This is a genomic window from Stenotrophomonas sp. (genome assembly GCF_032056425.1).
In the GTDB taxonomy this organism is placed as follows: domain Bacteria; phylum Pseudomonadota; class Gammaproteobacteria; order Xanthomonadales; family Xanthomonadaceae; genus Stenotrophomonas.
In genome coordinates, this window is sequence record NZ_DAMBCN010000009.1 from 32,438 (window position 1) to 50,386 (window position 17,949).

19 protein-coding genes are annotated in these 17,949 nt (G+C 68.8%); 2 read left to right on the forward strand and 17 right to left on the reverse strand.

What is annotated here, in order from left to right:
• Window positions 1-22: 22 nt before the first annotated feature.
• From RTY46_RS08160 to RTY46_RS08240, 17 genes are all read right to left on the reverse strand, one after another.
• On the reverse strand, window positions 23-2,377 hold the full coding sequence (locus RTY46_RS08160; RefSeq protein WP_312707690.1) for an MMPL family transporter: 2,355 nt from the start codon (window positions 2,375-2,377) through the stop codon (window positions 23-25).
• Window positions 2,370-2,999, reverse strand: a complete 630-nt coding sequence (locus RTY46_RS08165; protein WP_312707691.1) for an outer membrane lipoprotein carrier protein LolA — start codon at window positions 2,997-2,999, stop codon at window positions 2,370-2,372. The genes RTY46_RS08160 and RTY46_RS08165 overlap by 8 nt, the downstream gene beginning before the upstream one ends.
• Window positions 2,996-3,427 (reverse strand): acyl-CoA thioesterase, encoded by a 432-nt coding sequence (locus RTY46_RS08170; protein ID WP_199932956.1) that lies wholly within the window; start codon window positions 3,425-3,427, stop codon window positions 2,996-2,998. Before RTY46_RS08170 ends, RTY46_RS08165 begins: the two co-directional genes overlap by 4 nt.
• On the reverse strand, window positions 3,414-4,964 hold the full coding sequence (locus RTY46_RS08175; RefSeq protein ID WP_312707692.1) for an aromatic amino acid ammonia-lyase: 1,551 nt from the start codon (window positions 4,962-4,964) through the stop codon (window positions 3,414-3,416). Before RTY46_RS08175 ends, RTY46_RS08170 begins: the two co-directional genes overlap by 14 nt.
• The gene (locus tag RTY46_RS08180) at window positions 4,954-5,895 is read right to left on the reverse strand and encodes an acyltransferase (RefSeq protein WP_312707693.1); all 942 of its coding nucleotides are present in this window, start codon (window positions 5,893-5,895) and stop codon (window positions 4,954-4,956) included. The genes RTY46_RS08175 and RTY46_RS08180 overlap by 11 nt, the downstream gene beginning before the upstream one ends.
• Before the next feature lies 1 nt (window position 5,896).
• Window positions 5,897-6,667 carry a glycosyltransferase family 2 protein gene (locus RTY46_RS08185; RefSeq protein WP_312707694.1) on the reverse strand — a complete coding sequence of 257 codons (771 nt, stop codon included), beginning with the start codon at window positions 6,665-6,667 and terminating at the stop codon, window positions 5,897-5,899.
• Window positions 6,657-8,339 (reverse strand): AMP-binding protein, encoded by a 1,683-nt coding sequence (locus RTY46_RS08190; protein WP_312707695.1) that lies wholly within the window; start codon window positions 8,337-8,339, stop codon window positions 6,657-6,659. The genes RTY46_RS08185 and RTY46_RS08190 overlap by 11 nt, the downstream gene beginning before the upstream one ends.
• The gene (locus RTY46_RS08195) at window positions 8,332-8,883 is read right to left on the reverse strand and encodes a hypothetical protein (protein WP_312707696.1); all 552 of its coding nucleotides are present in this window, start codon (window positions 8,881-8,883) and stop codon (window positions 8,332-8,334) included. The genes RTY46_RS08190 and RTY46_RS08195 overlap by 8 nt, the downstream gene beginning before the upstream one ends.
• Window positions 8,884-8,905: 22 nt before the next feature.
• On the reverse strand, window positions 8,906-9,163 hold the full coding sequence (locus RTY46_RS08200; RefSeq protein ID WP_108751324.1) for an acyl carrier protein: 258 nt from the start codon (window positions 9,161-9,163) through the stop codon (window positions 8,906-8,908).
• A 15-nt stretch (window positions 9,164-9,178) separates the two neighbouring features.
• Window positions 9,179-9,436 carry a phosphopantetheine-binding protein gene (locus tag RTY46_RS08205; RefSeq protein WP_005411610.1) on the reverse strand — a complete coding sequence of 86 codons (258 nt, stop codon included), beginning with the start codon at window positions 9,434-9,436 and terminating at the stop codon, window positions 9,179-9,181.
• Entirely contained in the window at window positions 9,423-10,220 is a 798-nt protein-coding gene (locus RTY46_RS08210) for a lysophospholipid acyltransferase family protein (RefSeq protein WP_312707697.1), read from the reverse strand. The genes RTY46_RS08205 and RTY46_RS08210 overlap by 14 nt, the downstream gene beginning before the upstream one ends.
• Window positions 10,213-10,956, reverse strand: coding sequence for a beta-ketoacyl synthase chain length factor (locus RTY46_RS08215; RefSeq protein ID WP_312707698.1), 744 nt, complete (start codon window positions 10,954-10,956; stop codon window positions 10,213-10,215). Before RTY46_RS08215 ends, RTY46_RS08210 begins: the two co-directional genes overlap by 8 nt.
• A gap of 217 nt (window positions 10,957-11,173) precedes the next feature.
• On the reverse strand, window positions 11,174-12,187 hold the full coding sequence (gene cydB, locus RTY46_RS08220) for a cytochrome d ubiquinol oxidase subunit II (RefSeq protein WP_312707699.1): 1,014 nt from the start codon (window positions 12,185-12,187) through the stop codon (window positions 11,174-11,176).
• A 1-nt stretch (window position 12,188) separates the two neighbouring features.
• Entirely contained in the window at window positions 12,189-13,586 is a 1,398-nt protein-coding gene (locus tag RTY46_RS08225; RefSeq protein WP_312707701.1) for a cytochrome ubiquinol oxidase subunit I, read from the reverse strand.
• Window positions 13,587-13,765: 179 nt separating this feature from the next.
• Window positions 13,766-13,981 carry a hypothetical protein gene (locus tag RTY46_RS08230; protein WP_312707702.1) on the reverse strand — a complete coding sequence of 72 codons (216 nt, stop codon included), beginning with the start codon at window positions 13,979-13,981 and terminating at the stop codon, window positions 13,766-13,768.
• A complete protein-coding gene (locus RTY46_RS08235) occupies window positions 13,978-14,622 on the reverse strand; it encodes a sigma-70 family RNA polymerase sigma factor (protein WP_312707703.1) in 645 nt (214 codons plus the stop codon). The genes RTY46_RS08230 and RTY46_RS08235 overlap by 4 nt, the downstream gene beginning before the upstream one ends.
• A gap of 36 nt (window positions 14,623-14,658) precedes the next feature.
• Window positions 14,659-14,988, reverse strand: coding sequence for a hypothetical protein (locus tag RTY46_RS08240; RefSeq protein ID WP_312707704.1), 330 nt, complete (start codon window positions 14,986-14,988; stop codon window positions 14,659-14,661).
• A gap of 168 nt (window positions 14,989-15,156) precedes the next feature.
• On the opposite strand from RTY46_RS08240, the gene RTY46_RS08245 reads away from it, so the two are divergent.
• Window positions 15,157-17,523 (forward strand): S9 family peptidase, encoded by a 2,367-nt coding sequence (locus RTY46_RS08245; protein WP_312707706.1) that lies wholly within the window; start codon window positions 15,157-15,159, stop codon window positions 17,521-17,523.
• Window positions 17,520-17,939 carry an NUDIX domain-containing protein gene (locus RTY46_RS08250; protein WP_312707708.1) on the forward strand — a complete coding sequence of 140 codons (420 nt, stop codon included), beginning with the start codon at window positions 17,520-17,522 and terminating at the stop codon, window positions 17,937-17,939. The genes RTY46_RS08245 and RTY46_RS08250 overlap by 4 nt, the downstream gene beginning before the upstream one ends.
• Window positions 17,940-17,949: the final 10 nt, after the last annotated feature.

Consider the following 17,949-nt stretch of genomic DNA (forward strand, 5'->3'; position numbering starts at 1 on the left):
AGGGAAAACGGCGGTGCCGGCCTCATGCCGGCGGCAGATCGTGCGGCGGTGGCCGGAACAGCGGCGAGATCAGCCAGACCAGGCCGATGCCGAACAGCAGGGTCAGCCCGAAGGCGCGCAGCGCCGGGGTCTGCGACAGGCCCAGCAGGCCGAACGACAGCCAAGTGCTGGCCGCGCCCACGCACACCGCCAGCCAGGCACTGGCATCGCCGCGGTGCTCGATCAGGAAGATGCCATAGTCGATGCCCATGCCCAGCAGCAGCATCAGCGCCAGCACGTTGAACAGCTGCAGTGGCTGCCCGAACAGGCCCAGCAGGCCCAGGGTAAGCGCACCGGCGATCAGGGTGGGCGCGAACACCCGCCATGCCTGGCGGCGATAACGCAGCCACAGCGCGCCGAACACCAGCGCGATGCCGACCAGCAGCAGGCCGCCCATCAGCTTGCGGTAATGGCCCAGCAGCTTGGAGAAATCGGCGGTGCGATCGACCCAGCGCACGCCGGGCAGGCCGTCGGCTGCGCCCTGCAGGGTGGCCAGTGCATCGGCCCGCGACAGGTCATCGACCATCACCACGCTGACCTTCTGCCCACCCACGTTGCCCACCCACAGGTGGCGGAACGGCTTGGACGCCGGCGAGGCCAGGAAGGCCTGCGCAGTGAGCGGACCGGCAGCGAAATCCGGGCGCGGCAGCGGTTCGCCCACCGCTTCGCCCACCGCCGACAACACGCCCGGTTCGACCTTCGCCGTCAGCGCGGCATCGGCCTGCTGGCGCGCCGGCGACGGCAGCCAGTCACTGATCGCACGGTAGCCGCCGATGCGCTTGTCGCTGGCCAGCACGCGCAGGCGCTCGGTCAGCGCTTCTTCGCGCTGCAGCAGCTGTGCGTCATCGGCACCCTGCACCAGGTAGAACTGCGCCGGGCTGGGCATGCCCAGCAACTGGCTCAGGCGGATCTGCTCGGCCATCAGCGCCGGCGGCGACGACTGCAGGCTGCGCAGATCGTCGTTGCTCTGCAGGCGCGCGATGCCGATGGCCGACAGCGCCAGTGCAGCGACGATGAACACCGTGACCGGGCGCGTACCGTGCAGGCGCGGGAAGCGCTCCAGGGTGTTGCCCAGCCACTGCGAGAAACGGGTCTGGCGGATGTCACCGCCGTCCAGCCACGGGAACCAGAAGATCACCGTCAGGAACGCGGCGGCCAGGCCCACCACCGAGAACAGCGCCATCTGCCGCAGGCCGGGGAACGGGGCCAGGCCCAGCGCCAGGTACGCCAGCGCGCTGGTCAGCAGGGCCAGCCACAAGCCGGGCAGCAGGTGCCGCAGCAGCTTCCAGCGGCGGTCGGCCGGTTCGGCCTGGCGCGAGGCAAACCAATGGATGCCGTAGTCCTCGGCCACGCCTACCAGCGATGCACCGAACACCAGGGTGAGCACGTGCACCTTGCCGAACACCAGCACGGTGACCGCCAGCGCCACGCCACAGCCGATCAGCAGCGATGCGGCCACCAGCAGGATCGGCCGCAGCGAACGGAACGCCAGCCACACCAGCAGCAGCACGGCGGCCAGCGAGCCCCAGCCGATGGTGTTGATTTCCTGGTTGGCCTGTACGGCGGCCGCCTCGGCATGCAGCGGCACGCCGGCATGCAGGATCTCCAGATCCGGTGCAGCCGCCTTGGCGGCCTGGCCGGCACGTTCCAGCAGGCCATCGATATGGCGTTCGCCATCGAGCTGGAAGGCCGAGCCCGGCGTATCGAACTGCAATGCCGCCCAATGCTTGCCTTCGGCTTCCAGCAGGCCGTCATCGCCCAGGCGCAGGCCGGAGCCCTGTGCCTGCTGCTGCCACCATTGCGGCCACAACGACAGCGGGTCCTGCCGCCAATCGGTCAGCCGCGGTGCGCCCATCGGACCGTACAGCGCGCCCAGCGCCTGTTCGGCCAGCGCGCCCGGTTCGGCCTGCTGCAGCTGTTCTCGCTGGGACGGGGTCAGCAGGCGGTCGCGATACGGCGCGTAGAATGCGCGCGCTTCATCGAACCAGCCTTCGATCGAACCGCTGGGTACCAGCAGCCCGCTGTCGGCATCGCTGGCCATGGCCTTGGCGAAGGCGGCCTGCGCGCGTTTGGCGGCGGCGCCATCGGTACTGCCCAGCAGCACCACCACCTGGCGCGAGCTGCCATCGGCGATGCGCCGGGTGACATCACTCAGCAGGCGGTCGTGCGCGTCCTGCGGCAGCAGGGCGAGGATGTCGGTGTCGATCCGCGACTGTTCGCTCCACAGCCGCCACTGCTGCACGCCCAGCACCAGCAGCACCAGCAGCCAGGCAATGCCCAGCCAGTGCCACCAGCGGCGCAGGCGGTCCGCTCCGTTCGCGCTACCCAGATCAGTCAAAGCGGCGCGCCTCGTCGGCAGTCAGCGTGGCCGGTGCTTCGCTCAGCGCGCTGAACTGGATCTGCGTGCGGTCCTTGTTGGCCTCCACGATCTGCACCTGGCGCACGTAGCGGTCGCCCTGCAGGGTCAGCGATTCGAAGGCCTTGGCCAGCATCGCCGACTTCGGGGTCAGCTTCAGTTTCCAGCCCTGCCCTTCGCGGCTGGCCTGCACGTTGAACTGGCTGGACAGCGCCTGCACGTCACCGCTCATCAGCGCGAACATGATCGCGTTCACCGAGCGCATGGCCGGCTGCTGCCGCGCATCCAGTTCGACCCGGGTGCTGCCATCACGCTGGCGGCTGAGGATGCGGTCGGCGGTGACCACCACTTCCGACGGGAAGGGTTTGAGCGTGGTCCAGATGACCCCGTGCTGGCGTGCGACCACGAACTGGCCCTGCGAGCGCAGCGGGTTCTTGAAGCCACTGACCTGCTTTTCCTGGGTGAACTGGCCACGCAGCACGTCGGGGCGCGCCACCGCCTGGGTGATCGCATCCACCGCCGGATCGGCGGCCTGGACCAGCGGCGCGGCGGCCAACAGCAGCGCGCACAGCAGCGCGCGCGGAACGGTGAACAGGGTCTTCATGGTGCAGGCACTCCCAGGCGCTGCCACAGCACCGGCGGGCACTGGTACAGCATTTCCTTGCTGGCCGCGTCCACCGCGACCTGGATGGTCATTGCACGGGTCAAGCGCTGGCCGCTGCCCGCGTCGAAGATTTCGTACTCGATCTTCAGCCGGTTCTCCCATTCCACGATGCGCGCAACGACGCGCAGCGGCTGGTTGAACAGCAGCGGGCGCACGTACTTCACCCGTGCATCGACCACCGGCCACAGGTAGCCCGATTCGAGCATCTGCGGGTAGTCGTAGTCGTAGCGGCCGAGCAGCGCGCAGCGCGCGATCTCGAAGTATTTGAAGTAGTTGCCGTGCCAGACCACGTTCATCGGATCGCAGTCATGGAAGGCGGGGGTCAGGGTGATTTCCCCGACCAGTTCCGTGTGTTCATTCACCGGCATACAGTTCCCAGCGTTGCGCGCGGATCTCCACCAGCAGTTCCCGCAGTTCGCGATCCAGCGCGCGGTCTTCTTCAACCAGGGCGATGCGCTGCCCCAGGTCGGCGTACATGTCGGCCAGACTGCCATGCAACTGCGCGTTCAGGCCAACCCGCTCGCGCAGCGCCAGGCCCTGGCGGGCGGCGATCAGCATGGCGGCCACCACCTGCTCGGTCAGCTCGATCACGCGCAGGCAGTCGCGCGCGGCGATGGTGCCCATGCTGACCTTGTCCTGGTTGTGGCATTCGGTGGAGCGCGAGAACACGCTGGCCGGCATGGTCTGCTTCAGTGCTTCGGCGGTCCACGCCGATACGCTGATCTGCAGCGCTTTCAGGCCATGGTTGATGGCCGCCCGCGGGCCGGTGGCCGCCGACAGGTTGGCCGGCAGGCCGTGGTTGTAGCGGGCGTCGACCACCAGCGCCAGCTGCCGGTCCAGCAGGTCGGCCACGTTGGCCACGGTGTTCTTCAGCGTGTCCATCGCCAGCGCGATGTGGCCGCCGTAGAAATGACCGCCATGCAGGATGCGTTCGCCGTCGGCATCGATCAGCGGGTTGTCGTTGGCGCTGTTCAGTTCGGTTTCGATCAGCTGGCGAAGGAACGGCAGGCTGTCTTCCAGCACCCCGATCACGTGCGGCGCGCAGCGCAGCGAATAGCGATCCTGCAGGCGCTGTTCGTTGCGCGGCGGGCGCTCGCTGTGCAGGTCGCTGCGCAGGCGTGCGGCAATGCGGCCCTGGCCCGGGTGCGGCTTGGCGGCAAACAGGGTTTCATCGAAGTGGTGCGCGTTGCCGTCGCTGGACAGCACATTGAACGCAGTCAGGCGCGTGGCCATGCGCGCCAGGTAGTCGGCGCGCTGCCAGGCCAGGCAGGCCAGGCCGGTCATCACCGCGGTGCCGTTCATGATCGCCAGGCCTTCCTTCGGCCGCAGCTTCAGCGGGGTCATGCCGATCTTCGCCAGCACCGGGCCGGCCGGCTGTACCTGGCCGTCGAACAGCACCTCGCGCTCGCCACACAGTACGGCGGCCACGTAGGACAGCGGGGTCAGGTCGCCACTGGCGCCGACCGAACCTTCGGCCGGAATCAGCGGCAGCACGTCGTGCCGCAGCAGCGTGGCCAGGCCTTCCAGCAGCGGCACGCTGACGCCGGACATGCCACGCACCAGCGAGGCCAGGCGCGCGGCCAGCACGGCGCGCGTTTCTGCCGGGTCCAGGTAACGGCCCAGGCCGCAGCCGTGGTAGGTGTACAGGTGGTGCGGCAGTTCGGCCACCAGCGCCGGCGGAATGTTCACCGTGCACGAATCGCCGTAGCCGGTGGTCACGCCATAGATCACCCCGTCCTCGCGCAGCAGGCGGTCGAGGAAATCGGCACCACGCTGGATATGCGCGCGGAATGCGGGTGCCTCGCTCAGGGCGGCTTCGCACTGGCGCTGGGCCAGCGCCACCACGTCTTCAATGGTCAACGGTGCATCACCGAAACGGCACACGGGTACGGCGTCAGTCGTCATGGGGGGCCTGATCCCAGAAGGGGAAGAAATTGAACCAGTCCAACGGGGACTGGATGACCTGGAGTTCCAGCCAGCGCGCGAAGCGCTGCGCCTGTTCGGCCAGGGCGGCATCACGCGAACCACGCGGCAGTACCACGCGTTCGGCGAACTGTTCAAACGCCACGCGATAGCCATCGCCATCGTGCAGGCAGGACATGGTGTAGACCGGGCAGGCCAGCGCAGACGCCAGCACGTAGGCACCGATCGGGAACGGCGCGCGGTGGCCCAGGAAATCGGCCATCACGCTGCGCCCGCCCTGCACCGGCACGCGGTCACCGACAATGGCCACGAAGCCACCAGAGGCGACTTTGTCGGCCAGCATCATTGCCGTGGCCGGGCCCATTTCGGTCACCTGCACCAGCTCCACCGCCGCCAGCGGGTCCAACCGCTGCAGCAGGCGATTGAAGCGCTGCGCATGCGCGGTGTGCACCAGCACGGTGATGCGGAAGCCGGGGACCTGTTCGGCCAGCACCTGGCACAGTTCCAGGCAGCCGATGTGCGCGGTCAGGATCAGGCCGCCTTCGCGGCGCGCGATCTTGCCCAGCACCAGGTCGCGCTGCAGGTGGATGCGTTCAGGCGGGTAGCGGCCGCCCAGGCCCAGCAGCTTGTCCAGCATCGTATCGGCGAAGCTGAAGAAGTGGCGCAGGCTGTCGCGCCAGGTGGGCGCGTGGCCCAGCGCACCGCTGTGCGCCTGCAGCCGTTGCAGATACTGCAGGGAGGCCTGGCGGCCGACCCGGTTGCCCAGCCAATGGCAGGCCACCACCGGCCACACGCACAGGTGGAACGGCCAGCGCCCGAACCAGCGGTGCACCCAGCACAGGAACAGCACACCGGCCACCGACGTGGATTCGCCGATGTCGGCCCAATGCGGTGCGTCCTGCGTGCGCGCCATGTCAGCCCTGCCCCCGCAGGCGGCGCCACAGCAGGCGCGGCGCGCGTGGCAGCATGCCGAAGAACAGGCGCGTGTGCATGCGGCTGATGCGCACGTTGTCGCGCCACACATCGAAATGGGACACGCCATCGGCCGGATAGGTCACGCGCGTGGCCAGGTGCTCCACCGGCACCTGCCGCCAGTACAGGCGGACCATGATCTCGGTATCGAAATCCATGCGCTGGCCGATCGTTTCCTGGCCGACAAGCGCCAGTACCGGCGGCAGCGGATACACGCGGAAGCCACACATCGTGTCGCGCAGGTGCAGCGACAATGTGTTGATCCAGACCCAGATGTGGGTGGCGTAGCGGCCATACAGGCGTGCCTTGGGCACGCTGGCATCGTAGGCGGGAATGCCGCAGATCACCGCCTGCGGCCGCGCGCGCGCAGCGGCAATGAAGCGCGCAAGGTCGCCGGTGTCATGCTGGCCGTCGGCATCAATCTGCAGCACATGGCTGTAGCCGCGGCGCGCCGCTTCGGCAAAGCCGGCCAGCATCGCCCCGCCCTTGCCCTGGTTCTGGTCCAGCCGCAGCAGATCGACGCCGGGCTGGGTGGACAACGCGCGCAGCACGGCCGCGCACGCCGGCGACGAGCCATCATCCACCAGCAGGCACGGCAGGCCGGCCGCCTGCACGCCCTGCACGACCACACCGATGGCGTGTTCGTGGTCGTACACGGGAATGACCACCAGCGGCGCGAAGGCGCCACCAGTCGGCGCCGGCTCAGTGCGCATCGGTCAGGATCACCTTGCCGCTGGCATGCACGCCGTGCAGTGACGTGTAGCGGAAGGTCAGCACGCCGCGCGGCGCATCCCAGTCCAGGTGCAGGGACAGCTCATCGCCGGGCCGCGCCACCTTCTGGAACTTCACCACGTCCATGCGCATGAACCCACTGGGCAGCGCGAATGCCTGGCGGCCGAAGCGCACCGCCCAGTCCAGCTGGGCCACGCCCGGCAGGATCGCGGCCTGCGGGAAGTGGCCCTGGAACGCGCGCAGCGCTGGGTCCAGGGTCATGCGCAGGGTCGCGCTGGTCTCGCCGCGCTGGTCCCACTGCGGCACCGGCAGCAACGGCTGGAACAACGCCGCCAGTGCCGCCTGGGTCACCTTGCCCTGGGCATTGATCGGCAGTGACTGCACCAGCCGCCAACGGCGCGGGCGGGTAACGGCATCGTGGCCCTGCGCCAGGCGTGCGCCCAGTCGCTGGCCCAGCGCACGGCGCGCGCCGTCACCGGCAGCGACCAGTGCGGCATCGGTGGGCACCACCACCGCCGCCAGTTGTTCCCGGTGCCCCTGCAGCACCAGCACGCGCGCATCCTCCACTTCCGGATCGTCGCGCAGCGCACGCTCCAGTGCGTCCAGGGAGACCCGGCGCTCTTCGATCTTGACGATGCGGTCGGCACGCCCCAGCAGGCGGAAGTGGCCATCGGCCAAGGCCTCCACCCGATCCTGGGTACGCCACCAATCGGCGCTTTCCAGGTGCGCCGACGCCACGGCCAGGCAGTCCTCTTCGATGCGCCACTGCACGCCCGGCAGCGGCTGCCACGGCGGCATGTCGGTGTCCCAGCGGCGCCAGGCGATGCCGCCGGTCTCGCTGCTGCCATATATCTCGGTGGGGGCCACGCCCAGCCAGCCACGCACCTGCCGTGCGGCGTCTTCGGGCAGCGGGCCGCCCGAGGAGAACACCGCGCGCAGGCGCCCATGCAGGCTGGCCCAGTCCAATTGCTCGGGCAGGCGCTTGAGGTGCGCCGGGGTGGCCACCAGCACGCTGTCGGCCGCGGCCAGGGTCGCCACCAGGTCTTCATGGAAGAACCGGCGCGGCTGGATCAACCGGCCCGCCGCCAGCGGCCACAGCACGCGGAACAACAGACCGTAGATGTGCTGGTGGGACACGGTGCCGTGCACCTGCGCGCCGTCTACCTGCGCACCGAAGGCCGCCTGCAGCGCATCGACCTCGCGCGCCAGCTGGTCCATGCGCTTGCTGATGGCGCTGGGCTGGCCGGTGCTGCCGGAGGTGAACACGCACAGTTCGCAGGCGCGCTCGTCCAGCGCGTGCAGTGCGCCCTCGGTGGGGGCAGCGGGAAGCAGTGGCCGGTAATCGGCCGAGACGTCGCCGGCAAAGCCTGCGACCTGCGGCTGCAGCGCCTGCAGGGTGGCCGGCAGGTTGTCTGCGGCCAGGAACACGCGCTTGCCGGCATGCCACGCGCCGAACAGGGCCGCGGCGAAGGCGATCGCATCGTCGAAATACAGCGCCCAGTCGCGGCCATCGGCTGCGGCGAACGCATCACGCCAGGCCACCACACGCTGGCGCAGCGCGCTGTGGTCCAGCGCCACCTCACCACACAGACCGACCGGGCGACCCGGCTGCGCAGTGACCATCAGGCGGTCCAAGGCGATCCAGTCAGCCATGCGCATGTGCCGCCTTTACCCGCCGCCGCACCAGCCATTCACCTGCAAACAACACGCCCATCATTACGTACGCCAACAGTCCGTTGTAGAGCATCCAGACCCGATCCGACGCATACAGCGCGGTGAGCAGGGCCAGGCCTCCGTTGAAAACAAAAAAGCCGCACCACACCTGGGTGACGCGACGGGTATAGACCACCGCAAACGGGGGCAGGTCCGGTTCCTGCAGCCGCGCCAGGCGCTCTACCAGCGGCGGGCCGAAGCGCAGGCTGGTGGCGAACACGCACAGCATCACCACGTTCACCAGCGCCGGGTACAGTTTCAGCGGCAGCGCCTGGTTGAGCACGGTGGCCAGCCCGGCCAGCAGGCCGGCACCGGCGGCGGCGGCCCACCACAGCGGTTGCCGGGTGGTCAGCGCGCGCAGCAGCGCCAGGCCGAACAGCAGCAGCGACAGCCAGCGGGGCTCGAAGCGCCCCATTGCGGCATACACCAGCACCGGATAGGCCAGCGAAAGCACTGCCACCACGACCACGCGTGCCCGAGCCATGGCCGTGCCGTCTGCGCTGCGGTCAGGCGGCAGCCTGACCAGGCAACAGGCCATGCACGACATCGACGATGTCCTGCACGGTGCGCACGGCCTTGAAGGCTTCCGGCTGCAGATTGCGGCCCAGCAGCGGCTTCAGCTGCACGATCAGGTCGACCGCATCGATGCTGTCGATGTCCAGGTCGTCATACAGGCGCGCCTCCGGGGTGATCCGGGCCGGCTCGATCTCGAAGCTGTCGGTCAGGATGCGGACGATGCGCTCGAAAAGTTCATTCTTGGTCATGGCTGTTCCTGCGCCTTACGACTGGCGGGCGGCGACGAACTCGCCGAGCGCGCGCACGCTGGAGAAATGGCGACGGGTTTCTTCAGAGTCGGCCGAGAGGCTGACACCGTACTTCTTCTGCAGCGCCAGGCCCAGTTCCAGCGCGTCGATGGAATCGAGGCCCAGGCCTTCAACGAACAGGGGCGCGGTCGGATCGATGTCCTCCGGCGTGATGTCCTCCAGTGACAGCGAGGAAATGATCAATTCCTTGATCTCGTGCTCAAGTGCTTGCACGGGTCGGATCTCCAGACAGGTCGAAATAACGAGTGAGGTGGTCGGTGACGCGACGGGCCGCCAAGGCATCCCCCCTCGGCGAGTCATCTTCGGCCAGGAACGGCGCGATCGCGATATCCTCGCCGATCTGCAGCTGAACGTGAAAACGACGTGAGGGCACACGATACCACTTCTGGCCCTTGGTCAGCGTGGGCGGAGTGCAGGTGATGCGCACCGGCGTGATGTCCAGCCGCCCGCGCACGGCGATGTTGGCCGCGCCGCGCTGCAGGCGCAGTGGCTGGCCCGGCACGGTGCGGGTGCCTTCCGGGAAGATGACCAGGGTGCCGCCAGCGTGCACGGCCGCCACGCAGTCATCCACCAGGCCGGCGCCATCGTCGTTGGCGATGTAACCGGCGGCGCGCACCGGGCCGCGCATGAACGGGTTGCAGGCCACCGCCCGCTTCACCACGCAGTCGGCGTTGGGCAGCAGGGCGATCAGGCAGACCACGTCGATCAGCGTGGGGTGGTTGGCCAGCACCAGCAGGCCGTCACGCTGCAGGCGCTCGCGCCCGTCCACCTGCAGGGTCATCACCCCCAGCCGGCACATCAGCCAGACGTGGCTGGCGAACGCCCCCTGCACCACCCGCCGCGCACGCCGCCGCCGCGCCACCGGGTCGCGCATCAGCAGCAGCAGCGGCATCACGAACACGCCCAGCAGCAGCCCGCCCACGCCGAAGGCAGCAAAGCTCAGGCCGGTGCCGAACACCCGCCAGGCGTGATCGAGGCGGCGCAGCGCCTCAGACACGGCGGCTCCAGCACCAGCGCTGGCCCTGGCTGACATGCTCCAGGGAGGCGTCGTCACCCAACAGGAAGCGATGCAGGTCCAGCGCGTGCGGCAGCAGGCCTGCGCGGGTCTGCGGCTCCCCCTCGGCCGCCTGCCAGGCCAGGCGCAGGCCGGTTCCCGCGGCGGCGGCCGGCGCCAGACGCCAGCACCAGGCGAAGAACGGGTCAGGTTCGTCGGCGAATTCCGCGTAAATGTCGGGCAACGCGGATTCATAGACCACGATGCGCACTTCCGGCGCACCGTCAGCCAACAGCCCCGCCGCTTCCAGGCAGGCCGCTTCCACGGTGGCCTGGCCGGCGGCCAGGGCCAGGTAGTTGCCGCGGTGGCCGCGGGCGATGGAATACAGCGCGGCAATCGCGTTGTGCACCGACAGACCGAAGCCGGTGGGCGACAGCGGCTCGTTGGCGGCCAGCGACCCCAGCAGTTCCATGGAACGGGCCACGTCGCCGTGGCGGCTGGCGAACACCAGCGGCACCTGGCTGTCGGCGCCCTGCCCGTCTTCGCACCAGCAGGCGGTCTGGATGGCCATGCGGCCCAGGCGCTCGATGCGGCGCCGCTGCATGGCGGGAATTTCGGCCAGCGCCGGCGTGCCCTCGCCCTGCGGCAGGAACGGCGCCTGTGCCCAGCCCATCCAGTGGCTACGTTCGGTCAGCCCGGGTGCCCAGGCAGCCCAGTCGACTACGGAAAATTCAATCATTACCGGTGATGTTTGGATGGGCAAACAATAGGCACGAGCCAGTTACGGCGACGCGCGGCAGCCCCCCCATTCCTGCAGCCGTGCGTCCGTCCAGGACGTCGCCGGCAGCCCCCCTGGCGGCCGGAAAGGAGCGCACGCTAGCACGTCCGGCGCAGGGAATACATGTTTCACAAACCCCAACGGGCAGCGGTCACCGTCCGCTGCCGTGGGTCATGCCTCAGTGGTAGCCGGCGCCGGCGTGCACCTTGCCGCGGAACACCCGGTACGACCAGGCCGTGTAGCCCAGGATGACCGGCAACAGCAGCACCAGCCCGACCAGGCTGAAGCCCAGCGACGAGGCCGGGGCGGCGGCCTGCCACAGGGTCATCGACGGCGGCAGCAGGTACGGCCACATGCCCAGCACCAGACCGGCGAAGCCGAGCACGAACAGGCCCAGGCTGAGCAGGAACGGCGGCAGGTCGCGGCGCGGGTGGGTGGCGCTGCGCCACAGCGCGGCGGCCACCGCCAGGGTCAGCAGCGGTACCGGCGACAGCCACCAGAAGTTGCCATCGCTGAACCAGCGGTCCATCAGCCGCGAATGCAGGAACGGCAGCCAGCTGCTGACCAGGCCCATCGCCACGATCACCGCGGCCACCAGCGGCCGGGTCAGCTGCCGGGCCAGTGCCTGCACGCGGCCCTCGGTCTTCAGGATCAACCACGTGCTGCCCAGCAGTGCGTAGCCGGCCACCAGTGCGGCCCCGGTCAGCATCGCGAACGGGCTGAACCAGACGAACGCACCACCGCTGAAACGTCCGTCCAGCAGCGGAATGCCCTGCACCAGGGTGCCCAGGATCACGCCCTGGGCGAAGGTTGCCAGCAGTGAGCCCAGGCCGAAGGCCACGCTCCACAGCCGCCGCGAACGGTGCGCCTTGAAGCGGAATTCAAAGGCCACGCCGCGGAACACCAGCGCCACCACCAGCAGCAGCACCGGCAGATACAGCGCCGACAGCAGCACCGCATAGGCCTTGGGGAACGCGGCCAGCAGGCCGGCACCGCCCAGCACCAGCCAGGTTTCGTTGCCGTCCCAGATGGGCGCGGCGGTGTTCATCATCAGGTCCAGTTGCTCCTCGTCCTCGGCGAACGGGGCCAGGATGCCGATGCCCAGCACGAAGCCGTCCAGCACCACATACATCAGCACGCCGAAACCGATCACCGCGAACCATGCCACCGGCAGCCAGGTCATCAGGTCCATGTCAGCGCTCCTCCAACGGTTCGTCGGCGGCCGACAGCGGGCGCGCCGGGGTGTGGCTGCCGTGGTCCAGCGACGGGCCCTGTTCATACGGCTGCGGGCCATGGCGCAGGATCTTCACCAGGTACCAGATGCCCCAGCCGAACACGAAGGCGTAGCCCACCACATAGACCGCCAGCGACAGCGCGGTCATCCACGCACTCTGCGGGCCCACCGCATCGGCGGTACGCAGCACGCCGTACACCACCCACGGCTGGCGGCCCATCTCGGTCACGAACCAACCGGACACCAGCGCGATGAAGCCGCTGGGCAGCATCCAGTTCCAGCCACGCAGCAGCCACGGCGAATCCAGCAGCTTCTTCCGCCACAGCTGCACGGCCGACACCCAGGCCAGCAGCAGCATCAGCGTGCCCAGCCCGACCATGATGCGGAACGCGAAGAACACCGGCGTCACCGGCGGCCGCTCGCTGGCCGGCACGGAAGTAAGCGGATCGAAGCTGCCATCCAGCGAATGGGTCAGGATCACGCTGCCCAGCCTGGGAATGGCGACCTCGAAATCGTTACGCTGCTCTTTTTCATTGGGCAGGGCGAACACCACCAGCGGCACGCCCTCGCCTTCCCTGGTTTCATGCCAGTGCGCCTCCACCGCCGCGATCTTCATCGGCTGGTGCTTCAGCGTGTTCAGGCCATGCATGTCGCCAACGAAGATCTGCACCGGCACGGTCAGCGCCGCGAACGCCACGGCGGCGATCAGCATGCGCCGCCCTGCTTCCACGTGCGTGCCCTTGCGCAGGTACCACGCGCCCACGCCACCAATCACGAAACAGGTGGTGATGAACGAACCCAGCGCCATGTGCGCCAGGCGGTACGGGAAGGACGGGTTGAACACCACCTTCCACCAGTCCACCGGGTGCACGATGCCGTTGACCATCTCGTAGCCGGCCGGCGTGTGCAGCCAGCTGTTGGACGACAGGATCCAGAAGGTGGAGAACAGCGTGCCCAGCGCCACCATGCAGGTGGACAGGAAGTGCAGGCGCGGCGAGACCCGGCCCCAGCCGAACATCATCACGCCCAGGAAGCTGGCCTCCAGGAAGAAGGCGGTCAGCACTTCATAGGTCAGCAGCGGGCCGATCACCGTGCCGGCCACTTCGCTCAGCCGTGGCCAGTTGGTGCCGAACTGGAAGGCCATGACGATGCCGCTGACCACGCCCATGCCGAAGGACACCGCGAAGATCTTCTGCCAGAAGAAATACAGGTCGCGCCACACGGGCAACTTCGTGCGCAGCCAGCGCCATTCAACGAAGGCCAGCCAGCTGGCGGTACCGATGGTGAAGGCGGGGAACAGCACATGGAAACTGATGACGAATCCAAACTGGATCCGCGACAACAACAACGCGTCCAAGGGACGCCTCCTGCCGGGTACGGGTGGGATACCGGACCACTTTAGGAGGATTTGGTTAAGGCAGGATGCGACCGGGTGACGCGCTGCTTCACTTTGTCGCAGGGGGCAGACGCCGGGCATGGACCGGCGCTACCCTGCAATCGGCCGCGGTAGCGCCGGGCCATGCCCAGCGGGAGATGTCAGCGCCAGAAATACCAGGCGCCCGCCGCCAGCAGCGCGCACACCAGCAGCACCTGTGCCACCACGTAGCCCACGCCACTGTCGCGCGTTTCCGCCTGCAGCCGCTGCTGCAGCGCCTCGCTCACATCCGGCACCGGTACCTGCCGTTCCTGCTCGCGCAGCGCCTGCGACAGCGCGCGCGCATCGGCATCGCGGGGGTCGTTGGCTTCGCTCACAACAGCTCTCCGGCGGTGGCGCGTCGGGTCAGCTCCTGCTTCAGGGTCTGCCGTGCGCGGTACAGGTGGCTCTTGATGGTACCGCGTGGCAACCCGGTCACCTGCTCGATCTCGGCCAGGTCGAAATCCTCCAGGTAGTGCAGGCCCACGATCAACCGTTGCGGTGCACTCAACCGCTCAAGGGCCGCGCCCAGCTGGCGCCCGGCCTGCAGCGCCTCGCTCAGTTCCGCCGGGCCGGGACCTTCGTCACCCACGCCCAGCTCCTCCGGCACCTCCACCGCCACCATCCACTGCGCCTCCAGACGCCGCCGGCGCAGGTACTGCAGCGCCGTGGTGTAGGCCACCCGCGAAACCCAGGTGCGCAGCGAGGATTCAAAGCGGAAACGGTGCAGCTGGCGGAACACCGCCAGGAACGTTTCCTGCAGCAGGTCGGCCACCTGGTCGCGGTCGCCGACCATGCGCCCGATCACGTGCGCGCAGGTGCGCTGATGGGTCTGCACCAGCTGCGCGAACGCCGGTTGCGAGCCGTCGATGATCGCCCGCACCAGCGCGCGGTCGTCGTCGGCCTCCGGGATGGGCTCTGCGGGGACGTCGCGGCGACGCCCCCGCAAGGCAGCCAGTGCTCCGCCCAGCAGGCTCATGCGCGGGGCGCCCCCTGTGCTCGTGGCACGCCGGCCTCAGCCCTTGCGCAGCACAGGACGGGTGAAATGCCAGGCCAGCAACTGGCCCAGCCCGGCACTGCCCGCCAGCGCCGCGGCCGCGCCAAAGGTCAGCTCGCGCGCGCCCATCGCCTCCAGCAGGCCCATCGCCACGGCCAGGCTGACCAGGCTGATGCCCCAGCGCAGCGCGCCCTGGCGGCGGCGCTCTTCTTCCAGCACCGCCAGCGAGCGGATCACCTCCTCCGGCACGTGCGGGGCGACCAGCTTGCTGCGCGCGCGCGCATCGGCCAGGGCATGGATCGCATAGGCGATGCAGATGAAGAGGGTGATCGGGATCAGTTCCTGCATGGTCGGGCTCCTGTTAGGTGAATGATGCGGGTTCAGGAGATTGGATGCGCGAGGCCGGCGACCGGTTGCAGCGGCTTTGCCGATCCCGCTGCCATGACCTGTGGCCCCCTCCCCCGGCACGGGCGGCTGCTACCCTTGCCCGGTTTCCTCTACTGGTGCCGTCCGCCCATGTCCCGAGTGCTGCCCCTGTCCCTCCTGCTGTCGGCCATCCTGGCCGCACCGGCCGCGCACGCCGCGCCCACGCCCATCACCATCGAACAGGCCATGGCCGACCCGGACTGGATCGGTCCGCCGGTGGAAAAGGCCTGGTGGTCGTGGAACAGCCAGCAGGTGGAATACCAGCTCAAGCGCAAGGGCAGCCCGGTGCGCGACACCTTCCGCCAGCCGCTGGCCGGTGGCGCCGCCGCGCAGGTGGCCGATGACCAGCGCGGCACCTTGGACGTGGCCGATCCGGTCTATGACCGTACCCGCAGCCGCAGCGCCTTCGTGCGCAATGGCGATGTGTTCGTGCGCGACCTGCGCAGCGGCGCGTTGACCCAGCTGACCCGCAGCAACGAACGCGCTGCCGGGGTGAACTTCGCCGCCGACAACGGCGTGATCTGGCGCGTGGGCCAGAACTGGTTCCACTGGACCGCCGCCAGCGGCGTGCAGCAGGTGGCCAGCCTGAAGGCCGACAAGGACCCGGCCAGCAAGCCCAAGGATGACCTGCTGCGCGACCAGCAGCTGCGCACGCTGGAAACCCTGCGCCGCGACCGTGACCAGCGCGAAGCGCTGAAGGACCAGGACCAGCGCTGGCGCCAGGCCGACCCGACCCGCGCGGCCGCACCGATCTACCTGGGCGCCGACGTGGAGATCGTCGACAGCCTGCTGTCGCCGGACCTGGGCCACCTGATCGTGGCCACCAAGGCCAAGGATTTCGATGACGGCCGCACCAGCAAGATGCCGCTGTACGTGACCGAATCAGGCTACGAAGAAAGCGAGGACACCCGCACCCGCGTCGGCCGCAACGGCTTCGAGCCGCACACGCTGTGGTACGTGGACGTGCGCACCAGCAAGGCGCAGAAGCTGTCGCTGTCAGGCCTGCCGGGCATCGGCACCGACCCGCTGGCCGAGCTGCGCCGCAAGGCCGGCAAGGACCCGCTGAAGGGCGACCGCAGCGTGCAGGTGATGAGCGACTTCATGGGCGGCGGCATGCGCTGGAGCGCCGATGGCCAGCAGGCCGCAGTGATGCTGCGCGCCAACGACAACAAGGACCGCTGGATCGTCAGCATCGGCAGCGACGGCCGCGTGCAGAACCGCCACCGCCTGACCGACAACGCCTGGATCAACTGGGGCTTCAACGATTTCGGCTGGATGGCCGATGGCCGCACCCTGTGGCTGCTGTCCGAAGAGTCCGGCTTCTCGCACCTGTACACCCAGGCCGGTTCGGCCAAGCCGCAGGCGCTGACCAGCGGCAAGTGGGAAACCTCCGCGCCGGTGCTGTCGGCCGACGGCAAGGGCTTCTACTTCCTGTGCAACCAGCAGGCGCCGCATGACTATGAAGTCTGTGCCGTCGACACCGGCAGCCGCCAGGTGCGTGAGCTGACCAGCCTGAACGGCGTGGAAGACTTCTCGCTGTCGCCGGATGGCCAGCAGCTGCTGGTGCGCTATTCCGGCGCCTACCTGCCGCCGCAGCTGGCGGTGCTGCCGACCGCCGGTGGCCAGGCCCGCGTGCTGACCGACACCCGCACGGCCGAGTACAAGGCGCGCGAGTGGGTGCAGCCGAAGCTGGTGGCGGTGCCGTCCAAGCATGGCGCCGGCGTGGTCTGGGCCAAGTACTACGAACCCGAGCACAAGGAACCGGGCAGGAAGTACCCGATCGTGATGTTCGTGCACGGCGCCGGCTACCTGCAGAACGTGCACCAGCGCTACCCGGCCTATTTCCGCGAGCAGATGTTCCACAACCTGCTGGTGGAAAAGGGCTACATCGTGCTGGACATGGACTACCGCGGCAGCGAGGGCTACGGCCGCGACTGGCGTACGGCCATCTACCGCAACATGGGCCACCCGGAACTGGAAGACTACAAGGACGGCCTGGACTGGCTGGTGGACACCCAGCAGGGTGACCGCGACCACGCCGGCATCTACGGCGGCTCCTACGGCGGCTTCATGACCTTCATGGCGCTGTTCCGTTCGCCGGGCACGTTCAAGGCCGGCGCCGCACTGCGCCCGGTGGTGGACTGGAACAACTACAACCACGCCTACACCAGCAACATCCTGAACACCCCGGACATCGACCCGGAGGCGTACCGCACGTCCTCGCCCATCGAGTACGCGCAGAACCTGCAGGACAACCTGCTGATCGCCCACGGCATGATGGATGACAACGTGTTCTTCCAGGATTCGGTGCACCTGACCCAGCGCCTGATCGAGCTGCACAAGGACAACTGGTCCATTGCGCCGTACCCGCTGGAGCGCCACGGCTACACCCGTGCCGATTCCTGGCTGGACCAGTACAAGCGCATCCTCAAGCTGTTCGAGCAGAACCTGAAGTGAGCGACGCCGCGGCCACGATCCAGATCGTGGCCGCGGTCATCCTGGATGACCGCGGCCGGGCGCTGGTGGTGCGCAAGCACGGCGCCCAGCGCTTCATCCAGCCCGGGGGCAAGCCCGAGCCCGGCGAAGCGGCGCTGATCGCGCTGGCGCGTGAGCTGCACGAAGAACTGGGCGTGCAGCTGCAGGCCGCATCGGCCATCGCACTGGGCACCTTCCAGGACTGGGCCGTGAATGAGCCCGGCCACCGCGTGCAGGCCCAGGCCTGGTGGGTACAGGTGGCGGGGCGGCCCCGCGCGCAGGCCGAGATTGCTGAACTGGCATGGGTGCCGCTGCAACCGCCGCACGGTCTGCCCTTGGCACCCTTGAGTGAACACCATATCCTGCCGGCGGTCGCCGCCCTGGCGACGGCCCGCTGACCCGGCGGGC